Source organism: Mesorhizobium sp. B2-4-6, assembly GCF_006442775.1.
Lineage (GTDB): Bacteria > Pseudomonadota > Alphaproteobacteria > Rhizobiales > Rhizobiaceae > Mesorhizobium.
This window is the reverse complement of the sequence record NZ_VFVI01000002.1, coordinates 110304-126184: the sequence shown is the minus strand read 5'-3', so window position 1 is coordinate 126184 and position 15881 is coordinate 110304. Positions and strand designations below refer to the sequence as shown.

The 15881-nt window shown below is 63.5% G+C and carries 13 protein-coding genes; 6 read left to right on the top strand and 7 right to left on the bottom strand.

Annotation, left to right across the window (positions count from 1 at the left end):
* Positions 1-4: 4 nt before the first annotated feature.
* Positions 5-1078, top strand: coding sequence for a lipopolysaccharide heptosyltransferase II (gene waaF, locus FJ957_RS06490; RefSeq protein ID WP_246685779.1), 1074 nt, complete (start codon positions 5-7; stop codon positions 1076-1078).
* A 1-nt stretch (position 1079) separates the two neighbouring features.
* Here the strand turns inward: waaF and FJ957_RS06485 are convergent, their stop codons facing one another.
* Positions 1080-3074 (bottom strand): hypothetical protein, encoded by a 1995-nt coding sequence (locus FJ957_RS06485; RefSeq protein WP_246685778.1) that lies wholly within the window; start codon positions 3072-3074, stop codon positions 1080-1082.
* Between the two features lie 8 nt (positions 3075-3082).
* Positions 3083-4600, bottom strand: coding sequence for an NAD(P)H-hydrate dehydratase (locus FJ957_RS06480; RefSeq protein WP_140830844.1), 1518 nt, complete (start codon positions 4598-4600; stop codon positions 3083-3085).
* 349 nt (positions 4601-4949) lie between these two features.
* On the opposite strand from FJ957_RS06480, the gene FJ957_RS06475 reads away from it, so the two are divergent.
* Together FJ957_RS06475 and glnA are read left to right on the top strand one after the other, a co-directional pair.
* Positions 4950-5288 carry a P-II family nitrogen regulator gene (locus FJ957_RS06475; RefSeq protein WP_018428041.1) on the top strand — a complete coding sequence of 113 codons (339 nt, stop codon included), beginning with the start codon at positions 4950-4952 and terminating at the stop codon, positions 5286-5288.
* A gap of 43 nt (positions 5289-5331) precedes the next feature.
* Entirely contained in the window at positions 5332-6741 is a 1410-nt protein-coding gene (gene glnA / locus FJ957_RS06470) for a type I glutamate--ammonia ligase (RefSeq protein ID WP_140646263.1), read from the top strand.
* Positions 6742-6902: 161 nt separating this feature from the next.
* On the opposite strand, the gene FJ957_RS06465 is transcribed toward glnA, so the two are convergent.
* Positions 6903-8327, bottom strand: coding sequence for an APC family permease (locus tag FJ957_RS06465; RefSeq protein WP_140829767.1), 1425 nt, complete (start codon positions 8325-8327; stop codon positions 6903-6905).
* Between the two features lie 146 nt (positions 8328-8473).
* On the opposite strand from FJ957_RS06465, the gene FJ957_RS06460 reads away from it, so the two are divergent.
* Together FJ957_RS06460 and FJ957_RS06455 are read left to right on the top strand one after the other, a co-directional pair.
* On the top strand, positions 8474-9076 hold the full coding sequence (locus tag FJ957_RS06460; protein WP_140829765.1) for a TetR family transcriptional regulator C-terminal domain-containing protein: 603 nt from the start codon (positions 8474-8476) through the stop codon (positions 9074-9076).
* Between the two features lie 30 nt (positions 9077-9106).
* Positions 9107-10273, top strand: a complete 1167-nt coding sequence (locus FJ957_RS06455) for a P1 family peptidase (RefSeq protein WP_140829764.1) — start codon at positions 9107-9109, stop codon at positions 10271-10273.
* Positions 10274-10394: 121 nt separating this feature from the next.
* Here FJ957_RS06455 and FJ957_RS06450 read toward each other — a convergent pair whose 3' ends face one another.
* Positions 10395-11435 carry a glutamine synthetase beta-grasp domain-containing protein gene (locus FJ957_RS06450; protein WP_140829762.1) on the bottom strand — a complete coding sequence of 347 codons (1041 nt, stop codon included), beginning with the start codon at positions 11433-11435 and terminating at the stop codon, positions 10395-10397.
* A gap of 313 nt (positions 11436-11748) precedes the next feature.
* Between FJ957_RS06450 and FJ957_RS06445 the strand changes: the two genes are divergently transcribed.
* Positions 11749-11940: a DUF2735 domain-containing protein gene (locus tag FJ957_RS06445; protein ID WP_140646268.1), complete on the top strand. Its 192-nt coding sequence runs from the start codon at positions 11749-11751 to the stop codon at positions 11938-11940.
* A gap of 82 nt (positions 11941-12022) precedes the next feature.
* Here the strand turns inward: FJ957_RS06445 and FJ957_RS06440 are convergent, their stop codons facing one another.
* The 3 genes from FJ957_RS06440 to FJ957_RS06430 form a co-directional block, all read right to left on the bottom strand.
* Positions 12023-13912, bottom strand: a complete 1890-nt coding sequence (locus tag FJ957_RS06440; RefSeq protein ID WP_140829761.1) for an MFS transporter — start codon at positions 13910-13912, stop codon at positions 12023-12025.
* A gap of 195 nt (positions 13913-14107) precedes the next feature.
* Positions 14108-14899, bottom strand: a complete 792-nt coding sequence (locus tag FJ957_RS06435; protein WP_140829759.1) for an ATP12 family chaperone protein — start codon at positions 14897-14899, stop codon at positions 14108-14110.
* Positions 14900-15000: 101 nt separating this feature from the next.
* Entirely contained in the window at positions 15001-15876 is an 876-nt protein-coding gene (locus tag FJ957_RS06430) for a DMT family transporter (RefSeq protein ID WP_140830843.1), read from the bottom strand.
* Between the last annotated feature and the right edge of the window lie 5 nt (positions 15877-15881).

Genomic DNA, 15881 nt, shown 5'->3' with positions numbered 1-15881 from the left:
AATCATGCAGGCATTTCCCGTCGGCGATGGCCATTCCGGATCGAGAAGGTATCGCGCATTGCGCCCCATCCTGGTTTTCTGTCTGCCGGCGATCGGTGACTTCATCCGCTGCCACGCGGCTATCCAGATCGTCGCCGAGAGATTCCCGGGGCAGCCGATCGACATCATCACCTCGAGGATCGCCGCGCCGCTGGCGGGGCTGATGCCGCATGTTCGCAAGATTTGGATAGCGGAGAAGGACTGGAAGCCAGGGCTGAAAGAGCGGGCGCGCCTGGCGCGAACACTGCGCGAAGAGCATTATCAGGCGGCCTATATGCTCACCAGCAGCACCAAGGCCTCGCTGGTGCCGTGGCTTGCCGGAATACCGGAACGCATCGGCTATCCGCGCGAGTTCCAGTTCGGCATCGTCAACCGACTGCCTGCAGGTTGGCTGAAGGCGATGGTGGCCTTCGGCCCGCGCAAGACGCGGCTGGCGGAACAGGTCTGCGCAATCGCACGTCTCGGCAAAACGCCGGACGAAGACCGACCGTTGCCGGCTCCGCAATTGGTGGTCTCCGCCGAGGAGCTTTCCGGCTGGCGTCGGCGCAACGGAATCGATCCGGCGAAACCTGCGCTCGCGCTCTACACTTCGGATTTTGCCAACAAACGCTCATGGCCGGTCGAACGCTTCGTCTCGGTCGCGCGCGACCATGCTGCCCGCGGTTGGTCGGTTTGGCTGATCGGCGGGCCGCGCGAGCGGCGGGCCGCGGCGGAAATAAAGGCGCGACTGCCCGAGGCGGTCGATTTCACCACCACACCCGATATTGCGGAAGCGATGTGCCAGATCGCGGCCTCGACCGTCTTTCTTGGCGTCGACGGCGGCATTTCCCATGCCGCTGGCGCGCTTGGCGGTCCGTGCGTGCTCATCTTCGGTTCGAACCGAGCCTATGTGCACGGTCCTGTCAACGAGCAGGTGGTTTTCCTCGAACCGCCGATTTCGACGCCGGGTTGGGTGGAGAACACGCGCGCAGTGACCGAAGACAGGGTTCGCGAGGCGCTCGCGGCGGCGGTCCGAAAAAACGCGCCGCAATTCGCCTGACCTATTCCTCGGCCGCCGCTCCGAAACCCGCGCCTAGGCTCGCGCGAGCCGTGGTCGCCCATGGCGTCGCATGGTTGTCGATGCGCATCTGGAAAATGAAATAGGTCGGCGAGCAGAAGCCGATGCCCCTGACCTTGGCGGCGCCCGGCGTGTCCGCCGGCAGCGACTGGCACATATAGTCCTCGCGGCAGAAATGCTCGGCCGAGCACGCCGGGCGGTTGCCGCGGTTGACGGCGCCACCGAGACATTGGTCGAAATTGTTGGTGGCCACGCAGATGTCGAACTTCTTGCCGCCGACCAGTCCGCAGATCTCGCTGGGCTTCGGCTTGCCGGGCTTGAAGGCGGCGAAGGCGCGATCCTTGTCATCGCAGGCGCGATAGGCGAAGCCCCCTGGAACGCCGATCTTCGGCGGCCGGCAGGTATAGGCGGTGCGCGAGATCGCCGGCGCGAAGGCGGCAAACTGGCCGGTGACCTTGTAGCGGTCGTTGAAAGGCTGCGCCGCATTGCTGGCGATAGTACCGGTCAGGCATGGATGGCCGGAAAATATTTTGTCGCTCTCCTTGGGCAGCAGGCATTGCGCGAGCGTGGTTCTCACGCCAGAAGCGGTCGCGATCGGCGTGCAGACCGTGCCGGCGCCGCATTGCCAGGTGCTGCCGAAGCGGCCTGCGTCTTCCGGTATCAGGCATGGCATCGCCGTTTCGGCCGGCGCATAGGCAGCCTCGCCCGTGTCCTTCCAGGCGGCGGGCGGGGCGAAGGAAAGCGGGCGAAAACGGTTGGGCTGCTTGCCCTCGGCGGTCGCCTTGAGCCACGCCTCGCGGCGCGGAATTTCGGCGTGGAGGTGCGGCGAGATGCCGACCTCGATACGGTTCAACGGCGAGGTCGTGGCGTCGTCCAGACCGATGAAATGGAAGCCGGCGGTCGAGCCCGCCTGGTGGCAACCCTGGCAGGCGCCGTTGTCGAGCCGCTCGACCAGAGCGTCCGGCGTGCGTACCAGTTTCAGCTTGGAATAGTCGAGCCCGGCAAAGTCCTTCGGGTCGAACAGCGGCGTGAACGGGTGGTTGGCCTGCCTGGCGCTGCCGAAGGTCGACCAGGAGATGACTTTTCGGGCGAGAAATTCATCCGGGATTTCGTAGACGCCGAGATCGACCGCCGCGGTATTGGCGCGAACATAGTCGGCAAGCCGTGCTTTGAGGTCAGCATCCTCGGCAAGCCGGGCCGTGTCCGGCGTATTTTCCAGCGGCTTTTCGCCGACCGTCGAACCGTCGATGCTGAAGATGCGCATCAGGTAAGCGGCCTGGCCGCCGAACTCGGTTTCCTGGCCGGAAGGAAAGCGCACAACCTGCGCGTTGAGCTCGAGCTGCTTGAAGGATAGCGAGGCCTTTTCAAGCGGTCCTCCGGTCAGCCAGCCGGCATCGACCGTTTCGTCGAGCTGCGGCGTCCAGCGGCCGGCAGCGCCCACGCAGCCGCCATCGGCGTCTTGAGCGACGCGGTATATCGCGCTGAAGTTGAACGGCAGGCGCGAGGCCAGTTGCTTGCCGTTCTTCTTGAAGCTGTAGGCCAGGCGATAGATGAACCGCACCTCGCCGCAGCCTGTCTCGTTGCCAAGTGCTGCGAAGTCGCGCCGGTCGAGCCGGTTGACGACGCCGACAAGGCGGAAGCGCGCGGCGTTCGTCTTCAGCCAGCGCATGTCGATGATGCGGCCGACATTGCCGTCGGTCACTTCGTAGAGAGTGCGGCCGCCAGTCTTCATGTCGCCGCGCAACGCGGCGACATCGCCGGCCACCGTGTCGACGATGGCGTGGTAGGCGGGCGCCTCGTCGTAGAGGGATTTCAGGTCGTCGCTGCCGTCGACGCCGAACAGGCCGGCGAAACCGTATCCCCTGGCGTCGAGCGTGGCGATGATGCGCGGGTCGTCGACGATGGTGATCGGGCGGTCGGCGGCGCGCGCCGACTGCGTCGCGAATAGAGCCAGGAGAAAGACTACGATAGAGAGCATCAGCCGTTTCATCGGACAGCGCTCTCCGCCAGTTCGCGAAGAACCGGCACCATGGCCAGAGGCAGATCCTCGGCGATCAAGCCCGGCCCAAAACGGCTGCCGGTCTCGGCGTGGATCCAGACCCCGGCGCAAGCCGCTTCGAAGGCCGGCATGCCTTGCGCGAGGAGCCCGGCAATGATGCCCGCCAGCACGTCGCCCGAGCCGGCGGTGGCGAGCCAGGGCGCGCCGTTGCTGTTGATCGCGGCGCGGCCGTCCGGCGAGGCGATCACGCTGTCGGCACCCTTATAGACGATCACGGCGTTGGCGCGGCGCGCAGCTTCGCGCGCCTTGGCCAGTTTGGACAGAGCCTTGTCACCCGCAATGTCCGCAAACAGCCTGCCGAACTCGCCCTCATGCGGTGTCATGATCAGGGCCGGCGCGCCAGCCCTGCCGGCGGCCTCGAACAGCGTCGAGGCCGCGTTGCGAAAAGACGTGATGCCGTCGGCGTCGAGCACAAGTCCCTCGACGCCGCCGTCCCGGCGGTTCCTGGCGAGCACGGCAAGAGTGAAATCGCGCGCCTTGTCGCCGATGCCGAAGCCGGGGCCGAGGACGAAGGCGGACGGTCTGCGATCGCCGATAAGGTCGTGCACGTCCTCGATCGCGTCGACCTTGCGCAGCATGATCGAGGTAAGATGCGCCGCGTTGACCTGCATGGCGTTCGCCGGCGAAAGCACGGTGACGGCCCCTGCCCCGCTTCGAGCTGCCGCAAGCGCCGAAAGGCGCGCCGCGCCGGTCGCGGATGGTCCGCCCGAAAAGACGCTTGTATGGCCGCGCCTGTATTTGTGCGTGTCGACGGCCGGCGCGGGAAAGCACGCGATCCAGAGCCCGGGCTGGTTCTCGAAGGCGCGCGGCGCGATCTCGTTGATGATCTCGTCGCGAATGCCGATGTCGGCCAACACGACCTCGCCGCATTGTTCTCGGCCAGGTAGCAGAAGATGGCCGGGCTTTTTTCGGGCGAAGGTCACCGTGAGGACCGCGCGGAATGCCTCGCCGAGGACTTCGCCGCTTTCGCCGGAGACGCCCGAAGGCAGGTCGATCGAGACAACCGGCAGGTTCATCGCCGTCACGATGTCGACCGCGCCCTTGGCGTCGCCGGACAGCGGCTTCGACAAGCCTGCGCCATAGATCGCATCGACAACCAGCGAGCCAGCCTCCGCGGTGAAGGCCGAAAGCAGATGCCGCTCCAGAGTGCAGTCAGCCCCCGCAAGCGCGGCATCGCTGCCAGCCCGCGGTTCGCCCGATGTCCACAGGGCTACATCCACGCCCGCCTCGGCCAGCAGCCGCGCCACGACATAGCCGTCGCCGCCATTGTTGCCGGGGCCGCACAGCACGTGGACCCTCTTCGCGCCAGGGTAGCGCGCCAGCACGACGGCAGCGACCGCCTCGCCAGCACGTTGCATCAAGCGATAGCCGTCGAGCGGCCCGGCCGCGATTGCCAGCCTGTCAGCCTCGGCCATTTCAGCCGGCGACAGAAGTTCACTGTGCATGGGATTGCCGATCTCCATGCGATCAAGCATTGTCCAGTTTTCGGTTCGAAGCAAACCAGGGCGATTGCGGCATTATCTTGCACATGCCATCGCGTCCGAGAGGGGTTCTGCTTGCAAGTTGCGCTGTCTGCCCATTTTTTGTGCAGAGGTGAGGAGGGGCGATGTATAGGGTTTGGGCGTCCATGACGCATGCGATGCAGCGGATGACGCGAATGTGCATCCGGACGCGGCATGGGCTCGAAAACGCCCCTCGCCGCCTGCGCTCCTCAGGATTGGCACGGTTCGTGCTTGATGGAGGCGCAAGCGGGGCACACAACCCGTCTTCTTGGCAGTGGAGGCCACTTTTTACATGAAAAAGATCGAAGCGATCATCAAGCCATTCAAGCTGGACGAAGTGAAGGAAGCGCTTCAGGAGGCCGGATTGCAAGGCATCACCGTCACCGAAGCCAAGGGCTTCGGCCGCCAGAAGGGTCACACCGAGCTTTATCGCGGCGCCGAATATGTCGTCGACTTCCTGCCCAAGGTGAAGATCGAGGTGGTGCTCGGCGACGAGGCCGTCGAAGGCGCCATCGAGGCCATCCGCAAGGCGGCGCAGACCGGCCGCATCGGCGATGGAAAAATCTTCGTCTCCAACATAGAGGAAGTCGTGCGCATCCGCACCGGCGAGACCGGCATCGACGCCATCTGACCTTCAATCCATTCCAGACGTCATCACACAGGGAAGAAATGACATGACGACAGCCAAAGACATCATGAAGCAGATCAAGGACAACGACGTGAAATTCGTCGACCTGCGCTTCACCGATCCGCGGGGCAAGCTGCAACATGTGACGATGGATGTCGTCGAGGTCGAGGAAGACATGTTTGCCGACGGCGTCATGTTCGATGGCTCCTCGATCGCTGGCTGGAAGGCGATCAACGAGTCCGACATGGTGCTGATGCCGGACACGGATACGGTCCACATGGATCCGTTCTTCGCCCAGTCGACCATGGTCATCCTGTGCGACATCCTCGATCCGGTCTCGGGCGAAGCCTATAACCGCGATCCGCGCGGCACCGCCAAGAAGGCCGAAGCCTATATGAAGTCCGAAGGCATCGGCGACACGATCTATGTCGGCCCGGAGGCCGAGTTCTTCGTGTTCGACGACGTCAAGTACAAGGCCGATCCCTACAACACCGGCTTCCGTCTCGACTCGACCGAACTGCCGTCCAACGACGACACCGACTACGAGACCGGCAATCTCGGCCACCGTCCGCGCATCAAGGGCGGCTATTTCCCGGTGCCGCCGATCGATTCCTGCCAGGACATGCGCTCCGAGATGCTGACCGTGCTCGCCGAAATGGGCGTGCGGGTCGAAAAGCACCACCATGAGGTCGCCGCCGCACAGCACGAGCTCGGCATCAAGTTCGACACGCTGGTGCGCAACGCCGACAAGATGCTGATCTACAAGTATGTCGTGCACCAGGTTGCCAATGCCTACGGCAAGACGGCCACCTTCATGCCGAAGCCGGTGTTCGGCGACAACGGCTCGGGCATGCACGTCCACCAGTCGATCTGGAAGGGCGGCAAGCCGACCTTCGCCGGCAACGAATATGCCGGCCTGTCGGAGAGCTGCCTGTTCTACATCGGCGGTATCATCAAGCACGCCAAGGCGATCAACGCCTTCACCAACCCGCTCACCAACTCCTACAAGCGTCTGGTGCCGGGCTATGAGGCGCCGGTGCTGCTCGCCTATTCGGCGCGCAACCGCTCGGCCTCGTGCCGCATTCCGTTCGGCAACTCGCCGAAGTCGAAGCGCGTCGAGGTCCGCTTCCCCGATCCGGGCGCGAACCCCTATCTCGGCTTCGCCGCCATGCTGATGGCCGGTCTCGACGGCATCAAGAACAAGATCCATCCGGGGCAGCCGATGGACAAGGACCTCTATGATCTGCCGCCGAAGGAGTTGAAAAAGATCCCGACCGTCTGCGGCTCGCTGCGCGAAGCGCTGCAGAGCCTCGACAAGGATCGCGGCTTCCTGAAGGCCGGCGGCGTCTTCGACGACGACCAGATCGACTCTTACATCGAGCTCAAGATGGCCGAGGTCATGCGCTTCGAAATGACCCCGCACCCGGTCGAGTACGACATGTACTATTCGGTCTAAGCGTCTGATCGGATAAAGAATAAAGCCCTTGGAAGGTTCTCCCTTCCAAGGGCTTTTCATTTCTGAAGACGGGTTTTCGCGTCCACGCTTTCCAATCGGCAAAAAAGAACCCCGGCGTTTCGCCGGGGTTCTCGCATGGACAGGTGTCGGAGGGCTGACGCCTATCCCGCAAGCTCGTCGGGGCCGTGCAGCGTCCAGTCGGCTCGGCGTGCCAGAAACAGCAGGAAGTAGATCGCCGCCACGGCCATGATCGCCAGCGTCGCAATCAGGCTCGGGCGTCCGAAGGCGGCGTCGAGCCAGTTCTGGTAGGCGACATAGACAAGCGCGACGAAGGCGAGGATCGCCGGCACCGGAAACAGCGGCATACGATAGTGGCCGCCCGAGGTGGTGCCGTTGCGGCGGCCGGCGAAGACCGCGACGCAGAGCAGTGCATAGATCACCACCAGCGACGTGCCGCTGACCACCAGCAAGAGGTTGAGGTCGATAAAGCAGGCCAGTGCGGCCAGCACCACCACCACGATGGTGGCGATCCACGGCGACGCGTAAGTGCCATGGACGGACGCGACCGCGTTGTTGATCGGCCCGAACCAGGTCTTGTCGCGGCCCGAGCTGAACAACAGCCGCGCCGCCTGCAGGATGATGGCGATGACGGCGTTGAAAATGGCGACCGCGATTGCCAGGCTGATCGCCACCGTCAGCCAATGGCCGCCGCGCGCCTCGAGGAAATACTCGATCTTCTGGGGTGCCGAGAGCAGGCCGACCAGATCCGGCGCGCCAAGAAGCACGGCGGTCAGCGGAATGAGCTCGGCGGCGACCGTGATCACCAGCGCCCAGAGCACCACCTTGCCGATGTTGCGCTTGGCGTCGTGCGTCTCTTCGCCGAAATAGGCGGCGGCGCCATAGCCGTTATAGGCAAAGAGCGACACGGCGGTGGATGCGAGGATGATGGCGGCCGAGGCCGGAACCAGCGTGTTGGTCGTGGCGTCGAGCAGTTGTGGCGCGGTGAAAAGGCTGGAGAGCGGCCGCTCGACATGGGTGAAGCCGAGCCAGATCAGGACCAGCAGCGCCAGCATCTCGATGCCGAGGAAGATGCCGGTGACGAAAGCGTTGAGCTTGATGCGCATGGCGGCGACGGCGCCGGCCAGGATGATGGTCACCACACCCACCCACTGCGGGCTGAGATTGGGAATGAGGACGCCGAGATAGGTGCCGACGCCGAGCGCGATGACCGCGACGATGAGCACGATCGACACGAACACGAGCACCAGCGTGACGAAACCCCAGAAGCGCCCGAGCGTGCGGCCGATCATGGTGTATTCGCCGCCGGCCATCGGGTAGGCCGAGGAGAGCTCGGCATAGACGAACGCCATGAACAGGCCGATGACGGCCGCGATCACGAAGCTCAGGAACGAGCCGGTGCCGGCCAGCGCAATGACGCCCGGCACGATGATGAAGACGGATGATGCCGGCGTCACCGCCGAAAGCACGATCATCAGCGTGCCCAGCGCGTTCAACGCCCGGTCGAGACCCTTGGCGCCGGGCGCGGCCTTGTCGGTGGCCGCCGTAGCGGCTTCGTTTGTGGACATTGTCCTCCCCTTTTTTTGATTGGATAAAAATTACTATCCGTAACGGAAGCTAGCCGCGTCGACACATAGCGTCAACAAATATGCGATATATCGGCTTGCAAAAATCTACAGGCCAGTTTTTATTGAATCATATTCAGGGAAATGAAATGGGCAGACCCAAGACACAGACCGATCGCCGCCTGACCCTGGTGGCGGCTGCGGAATCGATGATCGCCAAACGCGGCCTTGCCGCCGTCACCTTGCGCGACGTGGCCAACGAGGCCGGCATGAGCTCGAGCGCCCTGCTCTACTACTATCCCGGCCTCAAGGAGCTGCTGGACGACGTGCAGGCAAAGGCGGTCGAGCGCTTCTGCACGCAGCGCGTGGCAGCGGTCGCGACAATCGCCGATCCGAGGGCGCGTCTGAAAACAATGCTCGACAGCGGCTTGCCGACGGATGCGGACGACCAGCTCTGCCGGCTCCTGCTGGAGCTCGGCGCCTATTCGCGCTCGGACGCAAGCTATGCCGCCCGACACATCACGCTGTTCGAGCGCCAAGTGGCGATCTATGTCGGCATCCTGGAGGCGGGCGCGGCCACCGGTGCCTTCGTGCTCAATGCTGCGAGCGAAGTCATCGCCCGCAGTCTCGTCGTCATGGAAGACGGGCTCGGCCTTCACCTCGTCAACGTCGTGCCGGCTGTCGACCACGCCTCGGCAATGACGATCCTCACCGGTTACGCCGAACTCGCGACCGGCTGCAGTCTTCGCTGAGCCGGCTTTCATCAACGGAGCATCCTCAGCATGGATCAACGAATAGACTTGACCACCACGCCGGCCGGCAAGACGCGCGCCCGCGGCCTCGGCATTCCCCTGCCGGGCACGCCGGGACCTGCCAATGCCATCACCGATGTCGATGGCGTGCTCGTCGGCTATTCAACGCTGATCAAGGGCGACGGTAAGCTCAATATGGGCCACGGGCCAGTCCGCACCGGCGTCACCGCGATCCTGCCGCTCGGCCGCGACGGCATCGGCGCTGCTTTGGCTGCCGGCTATCATTCCTTCAACGGCAATGGCGAGATGACCGGCGCCTCATGGCTGGAAGAGGCCGGCAGCCTCTCCATGCCGATCCTGATCACCAACACGCATGCCGTCGGCCCCTGCCATCGCGGCGTCATCGACTGGGTAGCGCGCAACAAGCCCGAGGTGGCGAACCAATGGCTGCTGCCGGTGGTTGCCGAAACCTGGGACGGCTATCTCAACGACATCAACGGCTCGCATGTCACCGTCGACCACGCGATCGAGGCGATCGAGAACGCTGCCGCCGGCGCTATCGAGGAAGGATCGGTCGGCGGCGGCACGGGCATGAACTGCTATGCCTTCAAGGGCGGCTCCGGCAGCGCTTCGCGGATCGTCGATTATGGCCACCGCGCCTACACGGTCGGCGTCTTCCTGCAGGCCAATTTCGGTTCGCGTCATGAGATCGGCATCGCCGGCGTTCCGCTCGGGCACGAGCTTGCCGCCGACAATCCAATGGAGGCGTATTTCAGCGGCCGGCCGACGGGCGCCGGCTCCTGCATCGGCGTCGTCGCCACCGACGCGCCGCTGCTGCCCGGGCAGTGCAAAGCGCTTGCGCGGCGCGTGCCGCTCGGGCTGGCGCGCACCGGCACCGCCGGTTCGCATTTCTCCGGCGACATCTTCCTCGCCTTGTCGACCGCCAATCGCGATGCGCTCAACGGCCGCTTTCCCGAGGGCGCCCCAGGCGAGGACAGCTACGGTCACATTGACTTCATCCCCTGGGGCCGCATGGATGATTTCTACACGGCCGTCGTACAGGCGACCGAGGAGGCCGTGCTCAACGCGCTGGTCGCCAACGAGGATATGGTCGGTCGTGACGGCAACCGCACCCCCGCCCTGCCGCATGGCCGGGTCGTGGCTGCGCTTAAATCGCGTGGCGTCATCACCAGTTGACGATAATCGGCGGAGATTTCTCGCTGGTAGTTGCCATGCAAAACGCCCCGGCGTTGACCCGCCGGGGCTTTTTGTCGTTTTCGTCTTGTCACAGACTTAAAGCCTGTGACGTCGAAACAAATCAGGCGGCGACCGAGACCTTCGCGTCGGTCGAAACCTCCGAGATCGTCTTCAGCACCTGCGAGGCGATCTGGTAGGGGTCGCCCTGCGAGTTCGGGCGGCGGTCTTCCAGATAGCCCTTATAGTCGTTCTTGACGAAGGAGTGCGGCACGCGGATCGAAGCGCCGCGGTCGGCGACGCCGTAGCTGAACTTGTTCCACGGCGCGGTCTCATGCTTGCCGGTCAGGCGCTTGTCGTTGTCCGGGCCGTAGACGGCGATATGGTCCATCAGGTTCTTGTCGAACTGCGCCATCAACGCCTCGAAATAGGCCTTGCCGCCGACTTCGCGCATATAGCTGGTCGAGAAGTTGCAGTGCATGCCCGAACCGTTCCAGTCGGTGTCGCCGAGCGGCTTGCAGTGGAACTCGATGTCGATGCCGTATGTCTCGGTCAGGCGCAGCAGCAGATAGCGGGCCATCCACATCTGGTCGGCGGCCTTCTTGGACCCCTTGCCGAAGATCTGGAATTCCCACTGGCCTTTCGCCACCTCGGCGTTGATGCCTTCATGGTTGATGCCGGCGGCGAGGCACAGGTCGAGATGCTCCTCGACGATCTTGCGCGCGACATCGCCGACATTTTTGTAGCCGACGCCGGTGTAATAAGGACCCTGCGGCGCCGGATAGCCACTCTCCGGGAAGCCGAGCGGACGGCCGTCCTTGTAGAAGAAATACTCCTGCTCGAAGCCGAACCAGGCGCCCTCGTCGTCGAGGATAGTGGCGCGCTTGTTGGAAGCATGCGGCGTCACGCCATCAGGCATCATGACTTCGCACATGACCAGCACGCCATTGGTGCGGGCCGGATCCGGATAGACGGCGATGGGCTTCAGCACGCAGTCGGAGCTGTGGCCTTCGGCTTGGTTGGTGGATGAGCCATCGAAGCCCCACAGCGGCAGCTGCTCCAGCGTCGGGAACTCGGCAAACTCCTTGATCTGGGTCTTGCCGCGCAGGCTGGGGGTCGGGACGTATCCGTCGAGCCAGATATACTCGAGCTTGTATTTGGTCATTCCAGTGCCTCTCGTTACTTGGACGCCGCAAGTGGGCGGCATCAACGCATGGCCGGGGCTTGCCGGCCTGCCGATGGTCAAAAAGCAATTCGTATGCCACTCCGCCTTCGGCGGGTGCGGCAAAATGATCACGGCAAGACGTTGATTTTGCTCAGCCGCCTCAATACTGCGCTCGGATCGCTCAATCGATATTCCTGCATAAATAATTGGCAAATAATGATCTTTTTGTAGGCATATTGCCTAAACGAATCGCAGAACCTATCTTGCTTGGTAAGTTGAATCGGCAAGTCCCGGACGAGCAAGGAGGTCGCTAATGCAAGTCGTGCAGCCGCGTCCGTCGGCAAAAATCCTGATGTTCCCGCTGGCAGGACGCAAGTCTGCCTCAAATTTAGGCGCCAAGGCGAAATTCGCGGCAGAGCTTGCGGCGCTTCGCGGCGAGCACGCCGACTTTGACGGCTGGTACCACGAAGCAGCCGTCGAAGAAGAAAATCAGCGCAAGAGCTGATCGCCTCTTTGAGCTTCATGAACGGAAAAGCCCGGCGCAATCGCTCGCGCCGGGCTTTCTTCTTTTGAGCAGACGATCGAGGTCAGTCCTTGGCGTGGAGGTCGGTGCCGAGCGTATCCCTGACGAAGATCATGCCGATGATGAGCGACATCGCCGCGATGATCACCGGATACCAGAGGCCGTAGTAGATATCGCCCTTATAGGCGCTGAGCGCGAACACCGTCGCCGGCAGCAGGCCGCCGAACCAGCCATTGCCGATGTGATAGGGCAACGACATGCCGGTGTAGCGGATGCGGGTCGGGAACATCTCGACCAGGATCGCGGCGATCGGCCCGTAGACCATGGTGACGAACAGCACCAGGATGAACAGGATACCGATCGTGAGCGGCCAGTTGATGGCTGCCGGATCGGCAGTCATAGCGAAGGCGCCACCGCCCGGGACGGTGTAGACGGTGATTTCCGGCGCACCGGCTGCCTCATCCTTGGTCAGGAGCTTGTCGGCGATCGCCTTGTCGGTCGGAACCGTCGCCTTCTCGCCGCCGCGGATGGCCGCCGCGTCGAGCTTCAGCTCGGGATTGGCCGCGATGAAGGCGTCGAGCTTCTGGTCGGGCACCTTGGCCGCGGCGCGCTTCAACGGATAGCCACCGTCCTGAAGCGACATGTTCACCGCCTTGGCGAAGGCCGCGTCCTTGGCCTTGGCCTGATCGCCGGCGGCGACGGCGTCATAGGATTCCACCGTCTCGTTGCCGATCTTGACCGAGGCTGCGGTGCCTGGGGCTGCCGTGGTCACCACGTCATAAGGCACCGAGTTCTTGGTCAGGAACGAAGTCGCGATATCGCAGGATGTCGTGAATTTTGCCGTGCCGACCGGGTTGAACTGGAACTTGCAGTCGCCGGGCGCTGCCGTCACCGTCGCGCGGGTGTTCTGCTGCGCGGTGGCCAGAGCCGGATTGGCGGCCCAGGTCAGCGCTTTGAACAGCGGGAAGGTGCAGACGATGCCGAGCGCAAGGCCTGCCATGATGATCGGCTTGCGACCGATCTTGTCCGACAGCCAGCCGAAGACGACGAAGAAGATAGAGCCGATGGCCAGCGCAATCGCGATCATGATGTTGACCGACTGCGCGTCGACCTTCAGCACGTTCGTGAGGAAGAAAAGCGCGTAGAACTGGCCATTGTACCAGATCACGGCCTGGCCGGCGGTGAGGCCGAGCAGCGCCAGCAGCGCGATCTTGGCATTCTTCCATTGACCGAAGGCTTCCGAGAGCGGCGCCTTGGAGCCCTTGCCCTCTTCCTTCATGCGCTGGAAGGTCGGCGACTCCGAGAGCGACAGCCGGATCCAGATCGAAACGGCAAGCAGCACGAAAGAAACGATGAAGGGAATGCGCCAGCCCCAGGAGGCGTAGGTTTCCTTGCTGAGCGAGCCCTGAACAATCAGGATGACGATCAACGACAGGAAAAGGCCGAGCGTCGCCGTCGTCTGGATCCACGACGTATAGAAACCGCGACGGTCGTCAGGCGCGTGCTCCGCGACATAGGTCGCGGCGCCGCCATATTCGCCACCGAGCGCCAGGCCTTGCAACATGCGCAGCCCGATCAGGATCACGGGAGCCAAGATGCCCAAGGTTGCGTAGCCCGGCAGCAGGCCGACCAGGAAGGTCGACAGACCCATGATCGTCATGGTGACGAGGAAGGTATATTTGCGGCCGACGAGATCGCCGATGCGCCCGAAAAGCAACGCGCCGAACGGGCGGACAAGGAAGCCGGCGGCAAAGGCAAGCAGCGCAAAGATGTTGCGCGTTGCCTCGGGAATCGCCGGGCTGAAGAAGGTCGAGCCGATGAAGGCGGCCAACGAGCCGTAGAGATAGAAATCGTACCATTCGAAAACGGTGCCGAGCGAAGAGGCGAAGATGACTTTCTTCTCCTCGCGCGTCATGCCGCGGCTGGTTCTGCCGGCGGTTGAAGCCATTGCCATTGATGTATCCTCCCGTGAGATCCCGTCTGTCCTCGATGGCTGCGCGCCACCGTCCGCGCTCCTCCGAACGCGGACTCAAAAACGCAGCCAACGAGGGAAAAAATGACAGAAAGGGCGGGCCAAAGGCACCGCGACGATGGGATTATGACTTTGGTATTAGGTGCGCTGCGAAAGCGGCGGCGCGCTTGAATTGCTCTAGGCCTGCAGCGCTTCGAGCAGGCTGACCGCCGCCATCATGTCGCGCCTGCGGGCCGAGCGGCGCGCAACGGCCTCTACGTCCTGGCCCCAATGCTCGATCTGCCAGTCCTCGTCGACATGGCCGGCTGCCCAAGCTTCCTCGCCGTCGAGGTGACCGAAATCGACGGCCAAAGCCAGCAGCGCCGAACCGGTCAGCGCGGTCATGACATGAATGGCGGCCAGCCGCATCGGCTCGACACGCTGGCCAAGATGCGCGCCGAGCACGGCGATCGCCTCGCGCGGCTGCTCGACATGGATGACGCCTTCGGCAAGGTTGAAGCGCGCGCCGAGGCTGCCGCGTGCCCAGTCCAGCACCGGGTCCCAGAGCTTGTTCTGGCGATCGACCAGTCCCTGCGGGCCATCGGCCCGGTAGCACAAAAGATCGGACGAGGCGAAGCGCAGCACGTCCTCCAGCACCGCCTGCGGATCCGAGGCGACGCCGTCGACGGCGGTGTTGACGAGCCGCATGACAGGCATTGTCACGGGATCGATGACCTCGCCTTGTGCGCTGAATTCATCGGCAACGAGCGCGGCAGCGTTTTCGGTCGGCAGCACCATCACGGCCTTGCCCGGCGTGCGCACGGGCCGGCCGTCCAGATGAACGGCAAAGCCATTCTCGACGGGAGCCACTGAAACAGTCTTGTAGAAACGTTTCGGCAGCGGCGTCTTCATCTGGATCTGGGCGCGGCGCACGGGATCCGGGTCGGAAAGCAGCTTTCCGGCTTCGAGGTCTTCGAGGATGTCGCGCATGCCGAACTCCTTAAAGCAATTCCAGGGAACGTGTGAAGGGTTTTCCGTCCGGAATTGCGTCAAAACAAGAGATGGAGCAGCTTGCCGTTCGGGGAGCTGCTCTATGGTGCGGGCTGTCTGCGCGCCGGGCGGTTGACGATGATCAGCCCGGCGGCGATCAGGCCGAGTGCCAGGATTATCCTGGTCGTCGGCAGTTCGCCCAACAGCACCGCGCCGCACAGGACGCCGAACACCGGCGACAGGAAGGCGAAGCTCGACAGACCGGCGGCCGGATAACGCGTGAGCAGCCAGAACCACAACACATAGGTGAAAGCGACGATATAGAAAGACTGGAAGAGCAGCGCCAGTGTCGGCAAGGCGGCAAGCGCACGGATCGGCGGGCCGGCGAAAGGCATCACCAGCAGGCCGACGACAGTCGCACCCGCCAACTGGTAGAGCAGAAGCTTTTCGGCGTTGGTTTCCACCAGTTTCGACCGCTTTATGAAAATGCTGGTCGCCGCCCAGAGAATGCCCGAGCCGAGACTGAGCAGGTCACCCGTCAGCGTCGCGTCGCTGCCGGCAGTGATGCCGTCCGAGAACACCGCCACCAGGCCGCAGAAGGCCAGAACCAGCCCGCCGAGCTTGCGCGCATTGATGCGCTCGCCGAGCAGGAAATGGCCGCCGATCAGAACCCAGAACGGCATGGTGTTGACCAGCAGCGTGTTGCGGGCAACGGTCGTGTATTCGAGCCCGATATAGAGGCACAGGAACTCGACGCCGAAGAGCACGCCGACGACGATGCCGGCGGCCAGCGTCCGATCCGCTTCGAACAGCTTGATGCCGCGCAGCCGGCACCAGGCGAACACGCAAAGCCCGCCGATAACCGATCGCGCGACCGAGACGAAGACAGGGTCGTAGCCGGCATATGAGACCTTGGCGGCGACGTAGTTCAGGCCCCAGGAAAAGGTCAGTCCGACCATGATGACAGCAGCGGCCATGTCGA